Below are 21,548 nucleotides of genomic sequence, written 5' to 3'. Positions count from 1 at the left end.
CGGCTCCCGGCCGGCGGCCGTGGACCCGCACAGGGTGCACGGCGGCCGTCCCCGGGGCGCGTGTGGACGCACGCGCCCCGGCACGGTCCCGTCCCGGTCCCTCCCCCTCTCCGCCCCATGCCCCGCCCGGGTGGAGGTACCCCCTGCCCACCCGCACCACCTCCTTGACACCCACGTCGGAGCCGACGTGCAACCGACCGGAGGAGCCGCCGTGACCACCCACCCCGTTGACGAGAAACTCCCTGTCCTCAAGCTGGCGACCAGCGGTCTGCAGCACGTGGCCGCCATGTACGCGGGAGTCGTCGCCCCGCCCCTGATCGTCGGCGCGGCCATCGGCCTGACCGGCACCGAACTCACCTTCCTCACCGGCGCCTGCCTGTTCACCGCCGGCCTCGCCACCTTCCTGCAGACCCTCGGGATCTGGAAGATCGGCGCCCGGCTCCCCTTCGTCAACGGCGTCACCTTCGCCGGTGTCGCCCCCATGACCGCGATCGTCGCCGCCACGGACGACCCGTCCGACGCCCTGCCGGTCATCTTCGGCGCGGTGATCGTCGCCGGACTCCTCGGCTTCCTCGCGGCTCCCGTCTTCTGCAAGGCGGTCCGCTTCTTCCCGCCGGTCGTCACCGGCACGGTGATCACGCTCATCGGCGTGTCGCTGCTGCCCGTGGCCTTCGGCTGGGCGCAGGGCCCCGACCCCGCCGCACACGACTACGGCTCGGCCACGAACCTGGGCCTGGCGGGCGCCACCCTGCTGATCGTGCTCCTGCTGCGCCGCTTCACCCGCGGCTTCGTCAAGCAGATCGCCGTGCTGCTCGGCCTGGTCGCCGGCACCGTGCTCGCGATCCCCTTCGGCGGAGTCGACTTCGGCCCCGTCGCCGCCGCGGACGTGGTCGGCTTCCCGGCACCGTTCCACTTCGGCGCCCCGCGGTTCCAGCTCGCCGCGATCCTGTCGATGTGCGTGGTGATGGTGGTCTCGATGACCGAGTCGACCGCGGACATGCTCGCGCTGGGCGAGATAGTCGAACGCCCCGCGGACGAGCGGACCATCGCGGCCGGGCTGCGGGCCGACACCCTCGGCTCGGCCCTCAGCCCCCTCTTCAACGGCTTCATGTGCAGCGCCTTCGCGCAGAACATCGGGCTGGTCGCCATGACCCGCATCCGCAGCCGGTACGTGGTCGCGGCCGGCGGCGGATTCCTCGTGCTGATGGGCCTGTGCCCGGTGGCGGCCTCACTGATCGCCGTCGTACCGCGTCCGGTGCTCGGCGGGGCGGGCGTCGTGCTGTTCGGGTCGGTCGCGGCCAGCGGCATCCAGACCCTCGTCGGGGCGGCCCTGGAGAAGGGCGACAACGTCCTGATCGTGGCCGTCTCGCTGGCCGTCGGCATCGTCCCGATCACCGCGCCGGAGTTCTACCACGCCTTCCCGGAGACCGCGCGGATCGTGCTGGACTCCGGCATCTCCACAGGGTGCCTCGCGGCGGTCCTGCTGAACCTCGTGTTCAACCACCCCGGCAAGGAACCGGCCCGGCTGCCGGGCCCGGCCGACGCCGTCCCCCTCGCTCCTCAGTCGATCGTGTAGTCGTCCCCGTACACCCGCCACGTGAGCGGCGGGGTCAGGGCGAGGTTGCCCGCGGCGAGGAACACCCGTTGGGCCGTCTCGACCCGGGTCACGTCGCGGTGGGCCGCCTCCTGCTCCATCGCCCACACCCGGGCGTCGAGGAAGGCATTCAGGTACGCCGTCTCGTCACCGCCGTCGGCCGGGGTGTCCGCGAGGCCCCGGGCACGCCGGCGGATGCCGCCGAAGCTGACGGCGTCCGAGCCGGGGCCGTGCATCACCATGGCGTCGAAGTAGGCGAACTGGCCGAGCGTGCCGACGCCGTCCCGCTTGGCGCGGGCGACCGCCGGGTCGAAGTAGACCCGGTCCCGTTCGTCGCGCTGCGCCCTGCGGAAGGCGGACGTGCCGGCGGCCTCGCGCCACGCGGCGGCGAAGCCCGGGTCGAGGCCCTCGTGGGAGGCCGTCCCGTCCACCGCCCGCAGCGCGGGCAGGTAGCCGGCCAGGGCGTTGCCCGGTTCCCGCTCGGTGTACAGCTCGACGAGGGCGAGCATGTCGCTCGTACCGGAGCAGAAGCCGATGATGCCGCCGGTGTAGCCGCGGCCGTCGCCGATGTCCTCGATATAGCGGTACTGCGCCTTCCAGTCCAGCGAGGAGTTCTCCGCGCTGGACACCAGCCGCATCGCGATGTCCTTCTTCTCCGGGGCGTCGAGCCCGGTCGCCGGGGCCGCCCCGCCCGACGCCCACCGGCCGGCGAACACCGCGGTGCCGAGGGCGGCGAGCAGGGTGCGACGGGCGGCTCTCGCGTACGGGATCGGCACGTGATCTCCAGGGTGTGCTCGCGGTGCGGGGGAGTCGAGGTCCGCGCGTCAGGTGGGGAACGCCGTGGGGAGGGCCGAGGAGGTCACGGTGGATGGGCGGGGGATGCCGCCCGTGTCCGACGGGGCGTGCGGCGTCCGGCGGTCGCGGTCACAGGCCGAACAGGCTCGCGTCCGTGGCGAGTTCCTTGAAGCGGCCCTGCGGATCCGCCAGCAGTCTGCGTTCCCCGAGGTCGAGCAGGCCGCCCACCGAGGTGAGTTCGGCGGCCACCGTGCCGTCCGTCCTGCGGATGGTCTGCTCGATCCGGAACGTCTTGCCCCCACCCCAGACGAAGACGCAGTTCACGTCCACCTCGTCACCCGCGAGCAGCTCCCGCCGGTAGCGGATGGTCGTCTCCAGGGCGACCGGGCCCACGCCCCTGCCCGCGAGCGCGGCCTGGCTGATGCCCGCCGCCTGCAACAAGGACCAGCGGGCGTGTTCGGCGTAGTTGATGTACACGCTCTGGTTGAGGTGTCCCTGTACGTCGGTCTCGTATCCGCGGACGGTGATCCGGACGGAGAACGGCTCGCTCACGGTGTCCCCTTCTCGACGTGGATGCCCTGCTCACCGATCTTGGCACGCCCGTCATGCCCGGCGCGGGGAAGCGAGCAGATATCGAGCGCGCGTACGAGGATCGGTGTGTTCGCCCGCCTGCCAGCCCGCCCGCTCCAGCGTGGCCGCGCAGGCCCGGAGCGTCTCGCCGTCCGGCCCGCGCACGGCGACGGCCTCCGGCTGCGGGGTCGCCCGCACCCGGTAGCCCTCGGTGTCCTGACCCGCGGGGTGGTGTCCGGCCGCCTCCAGGGCGAGCGCGGCCGCCTGCACCAGATGGGTCCGCTCCCAGCCGCACGGCCGGTCCGTGGCACCGTCGGGGTTGGTCATCCTGCGCAGCTCGAGCAGCCCCTGCCAGGCGCTGTGCACCTCGCGGACACGGGAGGGACCCGCGTCGGGGATCTCCTCCTCACCGCCGACGCGTGCGGTGAACACCCCGGTGGCGGTGGGTGTGTCCCCGACGGGCTCGGGGGTGACCGTCGTCTGCTCGCGTATCCGGTGTCCGGCCGGCGTCAGGAAGTGGTCGTGCGGCGGCCGCGGGTGCCGGAAGGCGAGCCCGCGCCCGACCAGCGCGGCGAGCTGCGTCTCGGTGCCCTTCAGCCGCCCGGTGACGGGATCGGCGGTGTCGATGACACGCCGCTGCGCGGCGGTCGGCGGTCGTGTCACGGCGTGCTCCTCCCCGGCTGACGGTTTCTTCGCAGGGTCGGCCGGAAGGCGACGGCCGACCCGCTCGAAGACTACGACGGCGGTCTGACACCGCCCGTCCGGGAGAGCGTCCGGGGCCTCGGACGCCCGTCCGGGAGAGCGTCCGAGGCCCCCTTGCTACGGTCCCGGCCGGAGGTTCCAGCCCGCGATCACCGGGCGCTCGTGTTCCGTGCTCAGCCGGCACACGGTGCCCGTCGCCAGCTGGAACAGTGCCCCCGCCGAGGCGGGCAGTCCGAGCCGCCGGGCGGTGAGGACCCGCAGGAAGTGGCCGTGCGCGACCAGCACGACGGCGCCCTCGGTGCTGCCGAGCGCGGCGTCCGCCCGGGCCAGCATCCGGTCGGCGCGCTCCCCGACCTGCTCCGGTGTCTCCCCCGGATGCTCGGGCGGGCCGGGCGTGACCCCGTCCGTGAACAGGAACCACCCCGGCCGGCCGCGCTGGATCTCGACGGTCGTTATGCCCTCGTACCCGCCGTAGTCCCATTCGCGTAGGTCCGGGTCCACGCGTGCCTCGTGCAGTCCGATGAGCTCCGCGGTCTCGCGCGCCCGTTGCAGCGGGCTGACGAACGCGGCGCCGATCCGGTGCGAGCGGATCAGCGGCACCAGCCGGCGCGCCTCCTCGCGGCCGTGCTCGGTCAGCGGTACGTCCGTGGAGCCGGTGTGCCGCCCGGACCGCGACCACTCGGTCTCGCCGTGCCGGACCAGGAAGAGATCACCCATGTCTCACAGGCTACGAGGCCGTTCCTGCCGGTACCCGCCGAGGAACCGCCCGATCCGTCCGATCGCCGCCTCCAGGTCGTCCGCGTGGGGGAGGGTGAGGATGCGGAAGTGGTCGGGGCTCGGCCAGTTGAAGCCGGTGCCCTGGACCACCTGGATCTTCTCCCGCAGCAGCAGGTCCAGGACGAACTTCTCGTCGTCGTGGATCCGGTGCACCTTCGGGTCCAGACGGGGGAACGCGTACAGGGCGCCCCTGGGCTTCACGCAGGACACTCCGGGGATCTCGTTGAGCTTCTCCCACACCACGTTGCGCTGTTCGTGCAGTCTGCCGCCCGGGGCGGTGAGGTCGGTGATGGACTGGCGGCCGCCGAGGGCGGCCTGGATGGCGTACTGGGCGGGCGCGTTCGGGCACAGTCGCATGGAGGCCAGCATGGTCAGGCCCTCCAGGTAGTCGCGCGCGTGCTGCTTCGGGCCGGTGACCACCAGCCAGCCCGAGCGGAATCCGGCGACCCGGTAGGTCTTCGAGAGGCCGCAGAAGGTCAGGACCACCAGGTCGGGGGCGAGCGCGGCGGCCGAGTGGTGCACGGCGCCGTCGTACAGGATCTGGTCGTAGATCTCGTCGGCGAAGACCATCAGGCCGTGTCGGCGGGCGAGGTCGAGGATGCCCTCGACGATCTCCTTCGGGTAGACGGCTCCGGTGGGGTTGTTGGGGTTGATGATCACGACGGCTCGCGTGCGGTCCGTGATCTTCGCCGCCATGTCGTCCAGGTCCGGGTACCAGTCGGCCTGTTCGTCGCAGAGGTAGTGCACGGCCTTGCCGCCGGCCAGGGTGGTGACCGCCGTCCAGAGGGGGAAGTCCGGTGCGGGGATGAGGATTTCGTCGCCGTCCTCGATCAGCGCCTGTACGGCCATCGAGACCAACTCGGAGACGCCGTTGCCGAGGAAGACGTCGTCGACGTCGACCTCCAGGCCCCGTTCCTGGTAGCGCTGGGCGACCGCCCGGCGGGCGGAGAGGATGCCGCGCGAGTCCGTGTAGCCGTGCGCCTGCGGGAGCATGCGGATCATGTCCTGGATGATCTCCTCCGGCGCCTCGAAGCCGAAGAGCGCGGGATTGCCGGTGTTCAGGCGGAGCACGCTGTGGCCCGCCTCCTCCAGCGCGTTCGCCTGCTCGATCACCGGGCCGCGGATCTCGTAACAGACCTCGCTGAGCTTGCTCGACTGCCGGAACTCCATGCGCTGCGCCCCTCCGGAAATGGTGTTGCTTGGTTTTACCAAGTTCGAGCTTGGAAAGTCCAACAAGTTGTCTAGACTGCGTCACATGTCACCTCGCCGAAGCTACGACCAGTACTGTTCCGCCGCCCGTGCGCTCGACGTCGTCGGTGACCGCTGGACCCTGCTGATCGTCCGCGAACTCCTGGCCGGCCCGCGCCGTTACACGGACCTGCACGCCGACCTGCCGGGCGTGAGCACGGACGTACTCGCCTCCCGGCTGAAGGACATGGAACGCGACGGACTGGCCACCCGGCGTCGGCTGCCCCCGCCCGGGGCGGCCTCCGTCTACGAACTCACCCCACGCGGGCGGGAGTTGCTGGCGGTGCTCCAGGCGCTGGGGAAGTGGGGTCAGTCCGAACTCGGTGGGCGGCGGCCCACGGACGCGGTGCGCGCGCACTGGTTCGCGCTGCCCCTGCTGCGGGCCCTCGAGGGCGAGGGACTCGTCGAAGTCCGCCTGGAGGAGGGCGAGTTCCATCTCCGGATCGGCGTCGCCGAGGCATCCGTGTACGGCGACGGGCCCGCGCCGGAGGAGCCCGACGCGCGCCTCGTGCTGGACGTCGACACCTGTACGGCCATCGCCCGCGGCGAGCTGAGCGTGCGCGACGCGGTGCGCGCCGGCCGGATCGAGGTGACCGGTGACGGTCCACCGGCCAAGGCACTGCGAGAGACGTGACGGACGCAGAAGGCCCGCCGGAGGCGGGCCTTCTGGTGACACGTCAGGAACGGGAGCCCGAGGGGGGTCGTGAACTGCCGGCGCCCGGGGAACCCGGAGCGCCGTCAGGCGCGCTCACGCGCCCGGTGGCACCCCGCGCGGCCGTCCCGAGCCGCGGGTCAGCGCGTATCCGCCGATCCCGGCGAGCGCGGCCAGCACGCCGCCCACCCCGGTCCACACCCAGCGGTCGGACCACCAGCCGGAGGACCAGCCGTCGTCCGGCTCGATGCTCGACAGCACGGCGGAGGACGAGTCCTCCTCCTCCGCCTCGGACCTGACCGCGACACCCGGAACCAGCGGCTCGGCCAGCGAACCGTCCACGGCAGCGGACCCGCCGATGTCCTTGGAGTCGACCCGCACCTCGGTGTCGACCGTCAGACCGAGATCGGACGTCGGCACGTTCACGACCGTGAGGCGGACGTAGTACGTCCCCGGCAGCGGATCGTTGGCCCATGTCTCGGACCAGGCGCGGACCGTGCGCAGGGTGCAGGCCAGCTCCACGGAGGCCGTGCCCTGGGCGGCGGTGCGTGTGTTCGCCCCGTACTGGCAGGCCTGACGGCGGCGCAGGCCGTCGTAGACGTCGAGCTGCCAGGTCTGGGCGGCGTGCGTGTCGGGCAGCTTCACCGTCGCCTTCACCGTGGGCCGCTGTCCGGCGTCCGCCGGGAACGACCAGTACAGGTAGTCGCCCGCGGAACCGTTCGCCGTCGCCTGCTGCCCCTGCTCGATCTCGGCCGCCGTACGGAAGGACGTACCCGCCGCGGTCGGCGCCCCGCCGTCCGCCGAGGCGCTCGGCGACGGAGAGGAGTCGGCCGCCGCGGGTGCCGCGGCCAGGCCGAGTGTCAGCAGCGCCGCGCTCACCACATGTGTCACACGCATCAGTTGGTCCTCCAGACCGCGAACCGCCAGCGCGAGAGCCAGCCCCACAGGACACCGGCGAGGAAGCCGGCGAGGATCAGAGCGCCGAGCAGCCACCAGCCGCGGCCGAGGCCGAAGGAGGCCACGTCGCTCGCCTGGGACGGGCCGTCCACGACGTCCACGGTCAGCTCCAGCGGCAGACCCGGCGTGCTCTTCACGCCGGAGGCCGCCGAGAAGGAGTTGGTGACCTGGAGGCACACGGTCTCCGCCGCGGCGTCCTCGTCGTCGCTCTCCGCCTTCGGATAGCGCAGGCCCGTCGAGACCACGTCCGTGCGGCCGGTTCCGGCCGCCTCGCCGCGCACGATCTCCCGGCCGTGCACCGTGACCGCCCGCAGCAGCACCCCGTGGTCGGGGTTCACGGCCCGGTCGGCGCCGACGCTCACCGAGGCCCGCACCTCCTGGCCCGGCTCGACGTCCACGCGGTACCAGCGCTGCTGTCCGAACTCCTCGCGGTCCGTGTACAGCCCCGACTTCAGCGTCGGCGCCTGCGCACAGGCCGTGGCGCCCTCGGTGGCCACCGGCGTCACCACGGGGTCGGCCGCCCGGTCCACCAACTGGTTGACGCGGTCGGTCAGTTCGTCGGTGTGCTCGACCGAGGTGTAGGTGCCGCCGGTCGCCTCCGCGATGCAGCTGAGCTGCTTGCGCATCTTGGCGTTCGGCACCAGGCCGAGGGTGTCGATGGTGAGGCCGATGCCCTTGGCCGCGATCTCGCGGGCCACCTCGCACGGGTCGAGCGGGGCGCAGGTGTCCTCGCCGTCGCTGATCAGCACGATGCGCTTGGAGCCGTCGCCGCCGTCGAGGTCGTCGGCCGCCTTCAGCAGCGAGGGGCCGATCGGTGTCCAGCCGGTGGGGGAGAGGGTGGCCACCGCCGTCTTCGCCTCGGTGCGGTCCAGCGGTCCGACCGGGTAGAGCTGCGCGGTGTCCTTGCAGCCGGTCTTCTGGTCGTCGCCGGGGTAGTTGGCGCCGAGGGTCCGGATGCCGAGTTCGACCTCCTCGGGCGTCGCGTCGAGCACCTCGTTGAACGCCTGTTTCGCCGCGGCCATCCGCGTCCCGCCGTCGATGTCCCGGGTCCGCATGGACCCGCTCACGTCGAGCAGGAGGTTGACCTTGGGCGCGGTCTCGCCGGTGGGTTCACCGGCGACCGCCGCGGCGGGGAAGGCGATCCCGGCCGTCAGGGCGGCGAGCAGGGCGCACACTCCCGCCGCCAGCCGTTGTGTTCTGATCATCGGCGGATCCTATTGATCAGAGGTGTCGGGCTCCAAAACGGGTCGTCACAGCAGGGGGTTGGGCAGCTCGGCCCACTGGTCCCCCGGAGTCCCCGGCGACAGCCGCATCAACGTCAACGCCTTGGCGGGCAACGGCTCTTCGAGCAGCGCGACGAGATCGGGGGTGCGCGGCAGATCCCGTACGGCCGTCTCCAGCGCGGCCCGCAGGGCCGTCGCCGACCCCGCCGTGGCCGCCAGCGCCCCCGCCACCAGCGACCCGAACAGCTTGCGCCGCAAGGCCGTTTCGTCGTCCGTGACCAGGCGTCCGGTCAGCTCGGGCACCGGCACGCCGTGCCGGGCCAGCCGGAGCGGGCTGACGCGGATGTCGGCCAGGTCGCGGTAGACCAGGCGCAGCGGCTCGCCCCCCGGGGACAGCACGACGAGGAGGTTCTGGCCGTGCGCCTCCAGAGCCACGCCCAGCTCCAGCAGACGCAGCCCCACGGTGAGGGCGAGCCTGGCGAAACGAGCGAGCCAGGCGGGGGAGTCGGGCAGCCCGGTACCGGCGAGCGCGGCCACCGGCACCACCCGCTCGCCCGTCTCCGCCGCCGCGTACGCGCCGGGCGACTCGCGCCACACCGCGGCCAGGTCGGGGGAGCCGGCCGTGGCCGCGCCCAGCGTGCGGGTGACGTGCAGCAGGCCGTCGGCGCGGGTCGCGAGGGCCTCCGCGAAGTCCGACAAGGTGGCGGACAGGGTGATCGAGTAGACGGAGATGTCGCGGACGGAGGACGTCAGCCGGGCGCTCAGCGCGGTCTTGACGTGCGGTCCGCCGGGCAGGGCGAGGGTGCGCAGGGACATCAGGGGATGAGCGGACGGCCCCCGCTCGCAGGGCAGTTTGAGCACGTGCTCGGCCTGCCACGGATGCACCGGAAGCAACAGCCTTCCGCCGTCGCGCAGTTCCTCCGGCCACACACCGGTCACCACACACCGCCCGGCCGGGACCGGCACCAGACCGAGCCGGACGACCGGCCCGTGCTCGGGTCCGTAGGCGAGCTGCTCGGCGACCGAGAAGCCCGGCCGGGACCGGCAGCCGGGGTGGTACGGATGTCCGTCGACCACCCGCTGCTCCCAGCCCCAGTCGGTCACCGGCCAGTCCCCCGCCCGACCGGTCCGCCCGGCCCGTGACAGTGCCAACGAAGCGACGCTGTGGTCCAGTTCGGCGGCGAAGCCCGTGCCGTGCGGTACGGCCAGGTCTGCCGTCAGCCGCCCCGGATCGTCGTACGCCACGTCGTCCAGCCGCACGGTGGTGACGTACGCGGCGGTGGCGTAGGGGTCGGGGTGCGGGCCGTGCAGACGGCGGCCGTCCGTGAGGCGCAGGACGAGCCCGTCCCGGACCGGCTCACGGCCCGCGATCCACGGCAGTGGTTCATGGGCGAGCGCCCGCCACAGTCGGGTCAGCACGGCCGCTCGGGAGCCGGCCAGCTCGGCCGCGTACCGTGACACGAGGGCGGGGCGCACGGCGGCCAGTTCCTCGGCGACCTCGGCCTCGGCGGTGGGGGGACGATGCACGGTCGGGCTCCTCGCGTACGGCTTCGATGCCATGTCAGGGGGTGGCGGCAGACATACTGATCATCTCCGCCCGAACGGACCGTGGAAAACGAGTGAAGCGCGTGGATCTCATCCCCCCGCCCGCAGGCGACGACGCCCCGCCGGGCGCGGACGTCGCCGAGCGCGCCGACGCCTACGCGGCAGCGCCGCTGCTCAACTGTCTGCTGCGCGAGGTGGCCGACCCGCTCCCGCGAGCCGGTGAGCCGCGCGGGTACCGACTGCCGAGCGGCCGGCTGCTCAGGGTGCGCGGTGACCGGCGGCCCGCCGAGCCGCAGGTGCACACCGCTGGCGGCTGGCGGCGTGTCGGGCACCAGGAGCTGGTGGAGCTCGTCGCCGCGGAACTGCGCCTGCACACCGGCCTGGCCAACCACGAACTGCCCGCCGAGATGGCCGACAGCCGCGACGTGGTGGCCGCGCTGCTCGCCGTCCGCGCCCGCACGACGGCACCGGACGACCCGTATCTGCGGTCCGAGCAGTCCCTCATCACCGGCCACCCCCGTCACCCGGCCCCCAAGGCGCGCGGCGGCGGACCCGTCACCGGCTGGCTGCCGTACGCCCCCGAGGCGCGCGCCCGCTTCCCGCTGGTGCTGCTCGCGCTGCGCGAGGACACGGTCGTCGAGGAGGGCGACACCTCGGCCCTGGACGCGCTCGGCGAGGCACCGCCCGGCTACCGGCTGCTGCCCGCCCACCCCTGGCAGCTGGAACTGGCGGGCTCCGAGCTCGCCCCGGCCTTCGCGGACGGACGGCTGCTGACGCTCGGCACCACCGCGTTCCCCGCCTGGCCGACCGCGGCGATCCGGACGCTCTGGGTCCCGGAGCGCGACCTCTTCCTGAAGTTCAGCCTCGACGTGCGCATCACCAACGACATCCGCCGCCTGTGGCGCCACGACCTGCGGAAACTCCGTCGGACCGACGCGGCGGCGACTCGGGCCCTCGCGGCGGCCGACGGCCCGGCGGCCTGGCTGAGCGACCGCGGCTACCGCACCGCGGACTTCGCCTTCGAGGCACTGGCCGTCCTGGTCCGCGACGGATTCAGCGGGCACCTGGTGCCTGGCGCGACACCGCTGCTCGCGGCGGGACTGGTGGAGGGCTACCCGGGCAGCCCGCCGGACGGCGGGCGCGATCCGGCGGCCTGGTGGGAGGCCTATCTGGCCCAGGTCGTGCCGCCCGCGCTCACGGCCTTCGCCGACCACGGCGTCGTACTCGAGGCGCATGTGCAGAACACGCTGGTCGCCGTGGACGCCGACGGGATGCCGGTGCAGGCGCTGTTCCGGGACGCCGAGGGCGTCAAGCTGCTGCCGGACGTCTCGCGGGCGGCCGGCTGGGAGCGGCTGGTGTACTGCCTGGTCGTCAACCACCTCGCCGAATTCGCCGCGGCCCTCGCCGAACGCCACCCCGGGCTGGACCCCTGGCCCGCCGTCCGCCGTGCGCTGGCCCGCCACGACCTGCCCGAGACCGACGCCCTGCTCACCTCGCCCACCCTGCCCGGCAAGACCAACCTTTTGCTGCGCTGGACGGGCGCGGACGGCGCGGACGCCCGCTACCTGCCGCTGCCCAACCCGCTGGCCGGATGAGCGGCTGCCTTACGCTGGCCGGTGTGCTGCGCGATGTGACTGCTGTTCGATACGTGACCCCGCTGAGGTCCGGTGGCTCCGTGCCCGGAATCGTCGAGGCGGACGACCTGGGCACGTACGTCGTGAAGTTCACCGGCTCCGCGCAGGGCCGCAAGGCGCTGGTCGCCGAGGTGATCGTGGGCGAGCTGGCCCGCGCCCTCGGGCTGCGGTTCCCGGAACTGGTCCTCGCGCACTTCGACCCGGCACTCGCCGCGCACGAACCCCACCAGGAGGTACGCGACCTCCTGGACGCCAGTCACGGCGTCAACCTCGGGATGGACTATCTGCCGGGCGCCCAGGACTTCACGCCACAGGTCGCGGAGACCTTCCGCGTCGACCCCCTGGAAGCGGGCCGGATCGTCTGGCTCGACGCCCTGACGGTGAACGTCGACCGCACGGTGCACAGCTCGAACCTGATGATCTGGCCCACCTTCGGGACCGTGCCGCCGCGTCTGTGGCTGATCGACCACGGCGCCGCCCTCGTCTTCCACCACCGCTGGGACGCCTCGGATCCCGAGAAGGCCTACGACTTCCGCCACCACGCCCTCGGCCACTACGGCCCCGACACCCGCGCGGCCGACGCCGAGCTGGCCCCCCGGGTGACCGAGCGGCTGCTGCGGGACATCGTGGCCGAGGTGCCGGAGGCCTGGCTGAGCGACGAACCGGGCTTCGCCACGCCCGACGAGGTCCGGGCCGCGTACGTCCGCTACCTCCACGCGCGCGTGCGGTCCTCCGCGGCCTGGCTCCCCACCGACTTCCCCACCGGGGAGGAACGCGCCGCCGAGGAGGCCCGGCGCGCGGCGAAGACACGGCAAGGCCGTCCGGACTGGCTCAAGCGGGTCCCCGACCTGCACGGCGAACCGGCGGCGGAACAGGATTGGTCGGTGCACCTGGGATGACGGAGCGGACCGCGGACGCCTGGCGCGTCCAGATCGAGTACTGCACCCAGTGCCGCTGGCTGCCGCGCGCCGCGTGGCTGGCGCAGGAGCTGCTGACGACGTTCGAGTCCGAGCTGGCGGAGCTGTCCCTGAAGCCCGGCACCGGGGGCGTCTTCGTCGTCCGGGTGAACGACGAGGTGGTCTTCGACCGCCGTGAGCAGGGCTTCCCGGAACCCACGGCGGTGAAGAAGCTCGTCCGCGACCGAGTGGCCCCGGGGAGATCCCTGGGCCACTCGGAGCGCACGGCGGCGGACTGACTCAGCCGGTCAGCCGCTCGTACGCGGGCAGCGTGAGGAAGTCCGCGTAGTTCTCGTCGAGCGCGACCTCCAGCAGCAGGTCGTGGGCCTGCTGCCAGTGACCGGCGGCGAAGGCCTCCGCCCCGACTTCGGCCCGGATGTTCCGCAGCTCCTCGGCGGCGACCTCGCGGGCCAGTTCCTGGGTGACCCGCACGGTCTGCCCGTCGTGCTCGAACTCGACGCCCGCGTTGATCCACTGCCAGATCTGCGAGCGGGAGATCTCGGCGGTCGCCGCGTCCTCCATCAGGTTGAAGATGGCGACCGCGCCGAGGCCGCGCAGCCAGGCCTCGATGTAACGGATGCCCACCTGCACGGCGTTGACGAGACCGTCGTACGTCGGCCTGGCCGCCAGGGAGTCGACGGCGATCAGGTCGGCCGCCTTGACGTCGACGTCCTCGCGCAGCCGCTCCTTCTGGTTCGGCCTGTCGCCGAGGACCTTGTCGAAGCACTCCATGGCGATCGGGACCAGGTCGGGATGGGCGACCCAGGAGCCGTCGAAGCCGTCGCCCGCCTCGCGGTCCTTGTCGGCCCGGACCTTCTCGAAGGCCACCTTGTTGACCTCCGCGTCCCGGCGGGAGGGGATGAACGCCGCCATGCCGCCGATCGCGTGCGCGCCCCGCTTGTGGCAGGTGCGGACGAGGAGTTCGGTGTACGCGCGCATGAACGGGGCGGTCATCGTGACCGCGTTGCGGTCCGGCAGGACGAACCTGGCCCCGCCGTCACGGAAGTTCTTGACGATGGAGAACAGGTAGTCCCAGCGGCCCGCGTTCAACCCGGAGGCGTGGTCGCGGAGTTCGTAGAGGATCTCCTCCATCTCGTACGCGGCGGTGATCGTCTCGATCAGCACGGTGGCGCGTACGGTGCCCTGCGGGATGCCGACGTGGTTCTGCGCGAAGACGAAGACGTCGTTCCAGAGCCGGGCCTCCAGATGCGACTCCGTCTTGGGGAGGTAGAAGTACGGTCCCTTGCCGAGGTCGAGCAGCCGCTGGGCGTTGTGGAAGAAGTACAGCCCGAAGTCGACGAGGGCGCCCGGCACCTGGCGGCCGTCGGCGTCCACGAGGTGCCGCTCGTTCAGGTGCCAGCCGCGCGGACGCATGACGACGGTGGCGAGTTCCTGGTCGGCCTTCAGGGCGTACGACTTGCCGGACCCCGGGTCCGTGAAGTCGATGGTGCGGGTGTACGCGCCGATCAGGTTGAGCTGACCGAGGACCACGTTCTCCCAGGTCGGCGCGGAGGCGTCCTCGAAGTCCGCGAGCCACACCCGGGCGCCCGAGTTGAGGGCGTTGATCGTCATCTTGCGGTCGGTGGGCCCGGTGATCTCCACCCGCCGGTCGTCGAGGGCCGCGGGCGCCGGGGCCACCTTCCAGGAGTCGTCCGCGCGGATGCCGGCGGTCTCGGGGAGGAAGTCGAGCGTGGAGGTGCGGGCGATCTCGGCGCGGCGCTCCGCACGGCGGGCGAGGAGCTCGTCACGCCGGGGTGTGAACCGGCGGTGCAGTTCGGCCACGAAGGCGAGGGCCGCCTCGGTGAGGACCTCCTCCTGCCGGGGCAGGGGCTCGGCGTCGACGATGGCCAGCGGGGACGGCGCTGGTGCGGACATGAGCTGTCACTTCCTTCAGCGGGCGTGGCACCGGGTGCCAGTCGGCCTGGGTACGGCGGTGGGCGTCCGCGGAGCGGCCGGACGCTTCTGAACAGTGGATAGTAGTTTCCTCATGGTGGAAGTTCAATGGTTTGTTGATGTCGAGATTCTCCGGGTCGAGGCACAGTGGCTCTCAGTGCCACCCCGTTCACTCAAGGTGGACCAGGTCGGCCTCGGTGTCGATGTCGTACGGCCGCGCCACGTCCGCGCACTCGACGAGCCTGACCGCCCGCTCGTGCTCCTTCAGATACGCGCGTGCCCCCCGGTCCCCGGTCGCGGACTCCACGATGCCCGCCCAGTGGGCGGCCCCGAACAGGACGGGATGGCCGCGCACCCCCTCGTAGGCGGCCGACACCAGCGAGGCCTCGTCCTCGTACGCCGCCAGCACCCGGCCCACCGCCTCCGGGCCGATGCCGGGCTGGTCGACCAGCGAGACCAGCGCCGCGCGTACGCCCGTTCCGGTGAGCGAGCGCAGCCCGGCCCGCAGCGAGGTGCCCATGCCCTGCTCCCACTCCGGGTTGTCCACAAGCACGCAGGCACCGAGGTCCGCCCGCTCCCGTACCGTGTCCGCCCGCGCGCCCAGGACCACGTGCACCCGCGTGCAGCCGGCCGCGCGCAGGACGGCGGCCGCGTGTTCCACCAGCGGCCGCCCCCGGTGTTCGAGCAGCGCCTTGGGCCGTCCGCCCAGCCGCCGGCCGCCGCCCGCCGCGAGCAGGAGTCCGGCGACCTGGGGTTCGTCGTGAGTCATGCGTCCTGCATACCCGACAGGCCGGACAGTGCGGGGTTCCGGCGGGCCCGATTTCGGTCCGGGCAGTGGCGCGGCGCCACCGGGTGGCGTTTACTGGCCCGCGTCCCCGGGCGCCCTACCGGTTCTGCGAGGGCCGTCGGCGGGATCACCGCGTAGGACCCGGCAGTGCCGGGCGGTACGTGCACACCGGGGTGTGAGGGGGCGGCTGTGTTGCGGAGCTTGGGACAGAGGCCAGTGACCGGCAGGAACGACGATCCGAGGGTGGCGGAACTGAGGGCCGCGGTGTCCCGGTTACGCCGTCAACTCGCCGCGCATCCTGCCGAGTTCCCCGACCGTGGCATCGCCGAGGACGAACTCGCCGCGCTGGCCGCGATGGCGGCGCACGGCACCCCCGAAATCCCGCGGCTGCGCCGCTCCCTGCTCCTGATCGCGGGCGCGATCGGTTCCGTCAGCGCCCTGGGCAGGGGCCTCACGCAGGTCCGCGAGGCGGTGGAACGGTTCGTCGAACCCCCGGGTCGCTGAGGCGGGCAGGGCCTTCGGCCCGACGCGTGGTCCGCCTGCCGGTGACTCCGCGCGCGCCGGGCGCGTGGGTGTGCTCAGGTGGCCGGGGTGCCGGAGCTCGCCAGTGCGTGCGAGAGTTCGACGGCCACCTGCTGGAGCACCGGCACGATCCGCTCCGTGGCCGCCTCCGTGACGCGCCCCGCCGGACCGGAGATGGAAATGGCCGCGGCGGTGGGGGAGTCGGGGACCGAGACGGCCAGGCAGCGGACGCCGAGCTCCTGCTCGTTGTCGTCGACGGCGTAGCCCGCGCGCCGCACGTCCTCCAGCGCCGCGAGGAAGCCCTCGGGCGTGACGATCGTCTTCTCCGTCGCGGCGGGCATTCCGGTCCGGGCGAGCAGGGCCCGCACCTCGTGGTCCGGGGTGTTCGCCAGCAGGGCCTTGCCGACGCCCGTGGAGTGCGGCAGCACCCGCCGGCCGACCTCGGTGAACATGCGCATCGAGTGCTTGGACGGCACCTGTGCCACGTAGACGATCTCGTCGCCGTCCAGCAGCGCCATGTTCGCCGTCTCGCCGGTCTCCTCGACGAGGCGGGCGAGATAGGGGCGGGCCCAGGTGCCGAGCAGCCGTGCCGAGGACTCGCCGAGCCGGATCAGACGCGGGCCGAGCGCGTACCTGCGGTTCGTCTGCTGGCGGACGTATCCGCAGACCACGAGCGTCCGCATGAGGCGGTGGATGGTGGGCAGCGGCAGTCCGCTGCTCGCGGAGAGCTCGCTCAGTCCGACCTCGCCGCCCGCGTCCGCCATCCGTTCGAGCAGGTCGAAGGCGCGCTCGAGGGACTGGACGCCACCACTGGCGGAGGACTTGGCGGAGTCGGTGGTGCTGGCGCTGGACGTCGGCACGGCGCGTTCCTTTCGCGACTGGCGGGAAGGGCAGAAGCCTACCCGTCGGCCGGTTGACTCCCGGCGTGGACGTAACTACGTTCTGCTTTCTGGAACTCTAATTCCGCTTTGCGGAAACGTCCAGAGTGGGCGTCGCGGGCGCACAGTGGAGAAGTGTGCCTCTTGACTGCGGGCGGGCGGGAGTGAAGACTTCTTCAACAGAAAGTTGAATTCCGTTTCGTGGAAGTTACTTCCGTTTCCCGGAAGTAACGGAAGCGCGGCGGGCGGCAGAGAGGGGTCCCGGTGCCCGACGTGGAAGACGGAGAACTGGTGCTGCGCTCCACACGCGTCATCACCCCGGAGGGGACGCGGGCCGCCGCGGTCGCCGTCGCCGGCGGCAGGATCACGGCCGTCCTGCCGTACGACACGAAGGTGCCGCCCGGCGCACGCCTGGAGGACTTCGGCGACGACGTCCTGCTGCCCGGCCTCGTGGACACCCACGTGCACGTCAACGACCCCGGCCGGACGGAGTGGGAGGGCTTCTGGACCGCCACCCGCGCGGCGGCCGCCGGTGGCGTCACCACGCTCGTCGACATGCCGCTCAACTCCCTCCCGCCGACCACCACGGTCGCAGGCCTCCGTGCGAAGCAGGCCGTCGCCGAGGAGAAGGCGCACATCGACGTCGGCTTCTGGGGCGGCGCGCTGCCCGACAACGTCAAGGACCTCCGCCCACTGCACGAGGCCGGCGTGTTCGGCTTCAAGGCATTCCTGTCGCCGTCCGGCGTGGACGAGTTCCCGCACCTCGACCAGGACGGACTCGCCCGCTCGCTGGCCGAGATCGCCTCCTTCGACGGGCTGCTGATCGTGCACGCCGAGGACCCGCACCACCTGGACGCGGCCCCGCAGCACGGCGGCCCCAGGTACGCCGACTTCCTCGCCAGCCGCCCGCGCGGCGCCGAGGACACCGCGATCGCGCACCTCCTCGCCCAGGCGAAGCGGCTGGGCGCGCGGGTGCACGTCCTGCACCTGTCGTCGAGCGACGCGTTGCCGTCGATCGCCGCCGCCCGGGCGGAGGGCGTCCGCGTCACCGTCGAGACCTGCCCGCACTACCTCACCCTCACCGCCGAGGAAGTCCCCGACGGGGCCAGCGAGTTCAAGTGCTGTCCGCCCATCCGTGAAGCCGCCAACCAGGACCTGCTGTGGCAGGCCCTGGCGGACGGCACCATCGACTGTGTGGTCACCGACCACTCGCCGTCCACGGCGGACCTCAAGACGGACGACTTCGCGACGGCCTGGGGCGGCATCTCCGGGCTCCAGCTCAGCCTGGCCGCCGTATGGACGGAGGCCCGCAGGCGGGGCCACGACCTGGAGGACGTGACCCGCTGGATGTCGTCCCGCACGGCCGACCTGGTCGGACTGGCCAGGAAGGGCGCCATCGAGGCGGGCCGTGACGCCGACTTCGCGGTCCTCGCTCCCGACGAGACCTTCACCGTGGACCCGGCGGCCCTCCAGCACCGCAACCGCGTCACGGCGTACGCGGGCAAGACCCTGTACGGCGTCGTGAAGTCCACCTGGCTGCGCGGCGAACGCATCGTGGCCGACGGCGAGTTCACCGACCCGAAGGGCCGACTGCTCACCCGTCCCCTCTGATCCACGCCCGCATCCTCAGCGGCCGACTCCCGAAAGGCAGACCTGATCACCGTGACGGCGACCGAGAGTTTCACCGGCGACGCGAACCCCTACGGAGGCGGTGACCCGTACGCCGACTACCGCACGACGGAGTTCCCCTTCACCCCGTACGCCAACCTCGCCGACCGGCGACTGGGCGCCGGTGTCATCGCCGCCAACGACGAGTTCTTCGCCCAGCGCGAGAACCTCCTCGTGCCCGAGCCGGCCGCCTTCGACCCCGAACGCTTCGGGCACAAGGGCAAGATCATGGACGGCTGGGAGACCCGACGCCGCCGGGGTGCCTCCGCCGAACACCCCTGGCCCACGGCCGAGGACCACGACTGGGCCCTGGTACGCCTCGGCGCGCCCGGGGTGATCCGCGGGATCGTCGTCGACACGGCCCACTTCCGCGGCAACTACCCGCAGGCCGTGTCGGTCGAGGGCACCTCGGTGCCGGGTTCCCCCTCGCCGCAGGACCTGCTCGGTGACGAGGTGAAGTGGACGACACTGGTGCCGCGCACACCCGTGGGCGGCCACGCGGCGAACGGGTTCGCCGTGTCGCTCGAACAGCGCTTCACCCACCTGCGCGTCAACCAGCATCCCGACGGCGGCATCGCCCGCCTGCGGGTGTACGGCGAGGTCCTCCCGGACCCGCGCTGGCTGGAGGCGCTCGGCACCTTCGACGTGGTCGCCCTGGAGAACGGCGGCCGGGCCGAGGACGCGTCGAACCTCTTCTACTCCCCGGCGTCGAACACCATCCAGCCGGGCCGTTCCCGCAAGATGGACGACGGCTGGGAGACCCGCCGCCGGCGCGACCCGGGCAACGACTGGATCAGCTACCGCCTGGTCGCCCAGTCCCGCATCCGCGCGCTCGAGATCGACACGGCGTACCTGAAGGGCAACAGCGCCGGCTGGGCCTCGGTCTCGGTCAGGGACGGCGAGGACGCCGACTGGCACGAGATCCTGCCGCGCACCCGCCTCCAGCCCGACACCAACCACCGCTTCGTCCTCCCGGCCCCCGCCGTCGGCACGCACGCGCGCGTGGACATCTACCCCGACGGAGGCATCTCCCGCCTCCGCCTCTTCGGCTCCCTCACGGACCAGGGCACGACCGATCTGACGACCCGCCACCGGGAACTGGGCGGGTGAGCGCGCCTGCGTCCCGTCCACCTCTCGAACGCCGGTAGGGCATCTTCAGCCCGTCCGGCGGGTGAGGACGAGGCCGTTCAGGCCGTCGGGGGCCCGGGGGCAGCGCCCCCAGGGGCGCCCGCCACGACGCACCGGCACGTACCCGCCCGACCGCCGGACGGCACCCGGCGTCATGCCGCATGCCCGCCGTCCACCGCGAACTCCGCTCCCGTGACGTAGGCGGCGGCAGCGACATGCGCGACCGTCGCCGCCACCTCGTCCACCGCCCCGAACCGCCCCAGCGCGGTCATCGCCGCCTGCCCGGCCGCGTACGGCCCGTCCGCCGGGTTCATGTCCGTGTCGATCGGTCCGGGATGCACGATGTTCGCGGTGATCCCGCGCCCGCCCAGCTCCCTGGCCAGTGCCTTCGTCAGGCCGACGAGGGCCGACTTGCTCATGGCGTAGAGCGTCCCGCCGGGCCCCGGCACCCGCTGTGTCATGCAGGTGCCGATGGTGACGATCCGGCCACCGGGCCCCATGCGGGACGCGGCCGCCTGCGAGGCCAGGAAGACACCGCGCACGTTCACGGCGAGGACCCGGTCGACGTCGGCGAGCGAGAGGCTCTCCAGCGGGCCGAGGACGCCCACGCCCACGTTGTTCACCAGCACGTCGAGGCGGCCCCCGAGCGCCTCCGTCGTACGCCGCACCGCCCCCGTCGCCTCCTCGGCGTCGGCCGAGTCGGCGCGCAGGGCCACGCCCCGGCGCCCCAGCGCCTCGACGGCCCGTACGACGTCCTCGGCCGCCTCCTTGCCGTTCACGTACGTCACGGCCACGTCCGCGCCCTCGCGGGCCAGCCGGACCGCCGTCGCCGCGCCGATACCGCGGCTGCCGCCGGTCACCAGGGCCACCTTGCCGTGCAGGGTCTCCCGGGGCGTCATGATCTCCTGCGGGGTCATGGTCTTCTGAGAGGTCATGGTCTTCTGAGAGGTCATGGACCCCATCCCAGCGCCGGCGGCGCCGAGCCGCTGGCGGGCCGCGGACATCGAGATCGCGTGGCTGGAACTCTTCCCTCCGTTTCGCTCGTTCTCCTCTCGTGACACTTCGGCAAGAGATCGTCGGCAACGCCATGCAGATGGCGATCGTCAACCTGCGGCCCGGCCAGACCGTCTACTGCGAGGCGGGCAAGTTCCTGTTCAAGACGACGAACGTGACCATGGAGACCCGCCTGGGGGGTCCGTCGAACGCGGGCGGTCAGCCGTCCCAGGGCGGCGGCTCCGGAGGCATGGGAGGCATGCTCCGCCAGGCCATGGGCACGGCCATGCAGGCCGGCCAGCGCGCCCTCGCGGGCGAGTCGCTGGCCTTCCAGTACTTCAGCGCGCAGGGCGGCGAGGGCACCGTCGCCTTCGCGGGCGTGCTCCCCGGCGAGATGCGGGCCCTGGAGCTGGACGGCACGCGCGCGTGGTTCGCGGAGAAGGACGCCTTCGTGGCGGCCGAGTCCACCGTCGACTTCGGCATCGCCTTCCAGGGCGGCCGCACCGGCATGAAGGGCGGCGAGGGCTTCGTCCTGGAGAAGTTCACCGGACGCGGCACAGTGATCATCGCCGGTGCCGGAAACTTCATCGACCTCGACCCGGCCGACTTCGGCGGCCGCGTCGAGGTCGACACCGGCTGCGTCGTCGCCTTCGAGGAGGGCATCCGCTACGGCGTCCAGCGCGTCGGCGGCCTCAACCGCCAGGGCGTCATGAACGCCGTCTTCGGCGGCGAGGGCCTCTCCCTGGCGACCCTGGAGGGCAGCGGACGCGTGATCCTGCAGTCCCTCACCATCGAGGGTCTCGCCAACGCGCTGAGGAAGGCGCAGGGCGGCGACAAGCAGGGACCTACGGGCGGCCTGTTCTCGACGTCCTCCGGGTGAGGCGCGGCGCCGCCGACCGGGTCAGTCGTACGACCGTGCCGGACGCCCCGAGTACGGCCCCGGACGCGCTCCCCGACGAGGGCCGGGGCGGGCGGTAATCGTCCTGGCCTGAAATCACCCGTGCCGGTACGGTGATCGTTCCGCGT

Annotated in this window: 21 protein-coding genes; 9 read left to right on the top strand and 12 right to left on the bottom strand. The window is 72.6% G+C overall.

Translation table 11 applies throughout. The features are described from left to right. Positions 1-211: 211 nt before the first annotated feature. Positions 212-1,576: a nucleobase:cation symporter-2 family protein gene (locus tag OG985_RS12575; protein ID WP_371668386.1), complete on the top strand. Its 1,365-nt coding sequence runs from the start codon at positions 212-214 to the stop codon at positions 1,574-1,576. On the opposite strand, the gene OG985_RS12570 is transcribed toward OG985_RS12575, so the two are convergent. From OG985_RS12570 to OG985_RS12550, 5 genes are all read right to left on the bottom strand, one after another. Next, positions 1,561-2,370: a chitosanase gene (locus OG985_RS12570; RefSeq protein WP_371668385.1), complete on the bottom strand. Its 810-nt coding sequence runs from the start codon at positions 2,368-2,370 to the stop codon at positions 1,561-1,563. The two genes, OG985_RS12575 and OG985_RS12570, sit on opposite strands and share 16 nt — an antisense overlap. A 148-nt stretch (positions 2,371-2,518) precedes the next feature. Next, positions 2,519-2,941: an acyl-CoA thioesterase gene (locus OG985_RS12565; RefSeq protein WP_371668384.1), complete on the bottom strand. Its 423-nt coding sequence runs from the start codon at positions 2,939-2,941 to the stop codon at positions 2,519-2,521. Positions 2,942-2,992: 51 nt separating this feature from the next. Further along, entirely contained in the window at positions 2,993-3,622 is a 630-nt protein-coding gene (locus OG985_RS12560; RefSeq protein WP_371668383.1) for a hypothetical protein, read from the bottom strand. Positions 3,623-3,778: 156 nt separating this feature from the next. Further along, positions 3,779-4,378, bottom strand: a complete 600-nt coding sequence (locus tag OG985_RS12555; RefSeq protein WP_371668382.1) for a histidine phosphatase family protein — start codon at positions 4,376-4,378, stop codon at positions 3,779-3,781. A 3-nt stretch (positions 4,379-4,381) separates the two neighbouring features. Beyond that, the gene (locus OG985_RS12550; protein WP_371668381.1) at positions 4,382-5,608 is read right to left on the bottom strand and encodes a pyridoxal phosphate-dependent aminotransferase; all 1,227 of its coding nucleotides are present in this window, start codon (positions 5,606-5,608) and stop codon (positions 4,382-4,384) included. Positions 5,609-5,693: 85 nt separating this feature from the next. On the opposite strand from OG985_RS12550, the gene OG985_RS12545 reads away from it, so the two are divergent. After that, positions 5,694-6,320: a winged helix-turn-helix transcriptional regulator gene (locus OG985_RS12545; RefSeq protein ID WP_371668380.1), complete on the top strand. Its 627-nt coding sequence runs from the start codon at positions 5,694-5,696 to the stop codon at positions 6,318-6,320. A 114-nt stretch (positions 6,321-6,434) separates the two neighbouring features. Here OG985_RS12545 and OG985_RS12540 read toward each other — a convergent pair whose 3' ends face one another. The 3 genes from OG985_RS12540 to OG985_RS12530 are packed head-to-tail and all read right to left on the bottom strand — an operon-like array spanning position 6,435 to position 10,045. Continuing rightward, a complete protein-coding gene (locus OG985_RS12540; RefSeq protein WP_371668379.1) occupies positions 6,435-7,235 on the bottom strand; it encodes a hypothetical protein in 801 nt (266 codons plus the stop codon). After that, the gene (locus OG985_RS12535; RefSeq protein ID WP_371668378.1) at positions 7,235-8,500 is read right to left on the bottom strand and encodes a VWA domain-containing protein; all 1,266 of its coding nucleotides are present in this window, start codon (positions 8,498-8,500) and stop codon (positions 7,235-7,237) included. Before OG985_RS12535 ends, OG985_RS12540 begins: the two co-directional genes overlap by 1 nt. Before the next feature lie 45 nt (positions 8,501-8,545). Continuing rightward, positions 8,546-10,045: an IucA/IucC family protein gene (locus OG985_RS12530; RefSeq protein ID WP_371668377.1), complete on the bottom strand. Its 1,500-nt coding sequence runs from the start codon at positions 10,043-10,045 to the stop codon at positions 8,546-8,548. Positions 10,046-10,137: 92 nt separating this feature from the next. Between OG985_RS12530 and OG985_RS12525 the strand changes: the two genes are divergently transcribed. The 3 genes from OG985_RS12525 to OG985_RS12515 are packed head-to-tail and all read left to right on the top strand — an operon-like array spanning position 10,138 to position 12,892. Continuing rightward, positions 10,138-11,658, top strand: a complete 1,521-nt coding sequence (locus OG985_RS12525; protein WP_371668376.1) for an IucA/IucC family protein — start codon at positions 10,138-10,140, stop codon at positions 11,656-11,658. Between the two features lie 23 nt (positions 11,659-11,681). After that, positions 11,682-12,596: a HipA family kinase gene (locus OG985_RS12520; protein ID WP_371674351.1), complete on the top strand. Its 915-nt coding sequence runs from the start codon at positions 11,682-11,684 to the stop codon at positions 12,594-12,596. Beyond that, on the top strand, positions 12,593-12,892 hold the full coding sequence (locus tag OG985_RS12515) for a SelT/SelW/SelH family protein (RefSeq protein WP_371668375.1): 300 nt from the start codon (positions 12,593-12,595) through the stop codon (positions 12,890-12,892). The genes OG985_RS12520 and OG985_RS12515 overlap by 4 nt, the downstream gene beginning before the upstream one ends. Before the next feature lies 1 nt (position 12,893). Here OG985_RS12515 and aceB read toward each other — a convergent pair whose 3' ends face one another. Together aceB and OG985_RS12505 are read right to left on the bottom strand one after the other, a co-directional pair. Beyond that, positions 12,894-14,528 (bottom strand): malate synthase A, encoded by a 1,635-nt coding sequence (aceB, locus tag OG985_RS12510; protein ID WP_371668374.1) that lies wholly within the window; start codon positions 14,526-14,528, stop codon positions 12,894-12,896. Between the two features lie 187 nt (positions 14,529-14,715). Further along, positions 14,716-15,315, bottom strand: coding sequence for an NTP transferase domain-containing protein (locus OG985_RS12505; RefSeq protein WP_371668373.1), 600 nt, complete (start codon positions 15,313-15,315; stop codon positions 14,716-14,718). A gap of 207 nt (positions 15,316-15,522) precedes the next feature. On the opposite strand from OG985_RS12505, the gene OG985_RS12500 reads away from it, so the two are divergent. Further along, the gene (locus OG985_RS12500) at positions 15,523-15,837 is read left to right on the top strand and encodes a DUF5955 family protein (RefSeq protein ID WP_371668372.1); all 315 of its coding nucleotides are present in this window, start codon (positions 15,523-15,525) and stop codon (positions 15,835-15,837) included. A 74-nt stretch (positions 15,838-15,911) separates the two neighbouring features. Here the strand turns inward: OG985_RS12500 and OG985_RS12495 are convergent, their stop codons facing one another. Continuing rightward, the gene (locus tag OG985_RS12495; protein ID WP_371668371.1) at positions 15,912-16,715 is read right to left on the bottom strand and encodes an IclR family transcriptional regulator; all 804 of its coding nucleotides are present in this window, start codon (positions 16,713-16,715) and stop codon (positions 15,912-15,914) included. Between the two features lie 291 nt (positions 16,716-17,006). Here OG985_RS12495 and allB point away from each other — a divergent pair, with 291 nt between their 5' ends. Then, entirely contained in the window at positions 17,007-18,344 is a 1,338-nt protein-coding gene (allB, locus tag OG985_RS12490) for an allantoinase AllB (RefSeq protein ID WP_371674350.1), read from the top strand. Between the two features lie 51 nt (positions 18,345-18,395). Further along, positions 18,396-19,511 carry an allantoicase gene (gene alc / locus OG985_RS12485; RefSeq protein WP_371668370.1) on the top strand — a complete coding sequence of 372 codons (1,116 nt, stop codon included), beginning with the start codon at positions 18,396-18,398 and terminating at the stop codon, positions 19,509-19,511. 170 nt (positions 19,512-19,681) lie between these two features. Here alc and OG985_RS12480 read toward each other — a convergent pair whose 3' ends face one another. Further along, positions 19,682-20,428: an SDR family oxidoreductase gene (locus OG985_RS12480; protein WP_371674349.1), complete on the bottom strand. Its 747-nt coding sequence runs from the start codon at positions 20,426-20,428 to the stop codon at positions 19,682-19,684. A 155-nt stretch (positions 20,429-20,583) separates the two neighbouring features. On the opposite strand from OG985_RS12480, the gene OG985_RS12475 reads away from it, so the two are divergent. After that, positions 20,584-21,402, top strand: a complete 819-nt coding sequence (locus tag OG985_RS12475; RefSeq protein WP_371668369.1) for an AIM24 family protein — start codon at positions 20,584-20,586, stop codon at positions 21,400-21,402. Positions 21,403-21,548 lie beyond the last annotated feature (146 nt).

This window comes from Streptomyces sp. NBC_00289 (genome assembly GCF_041435115.1).
Classification (GTDB): Bacteria; Actinomycetota; Actinomycetes; order Streptomycetales; family Streptomycetaceae; genus Streptomyces.
The sequence above is the reverse complement of the archived record's forward strand: the minus strand, read 5'-3'. Positions and strand labels throughout refer to the sequence as shown.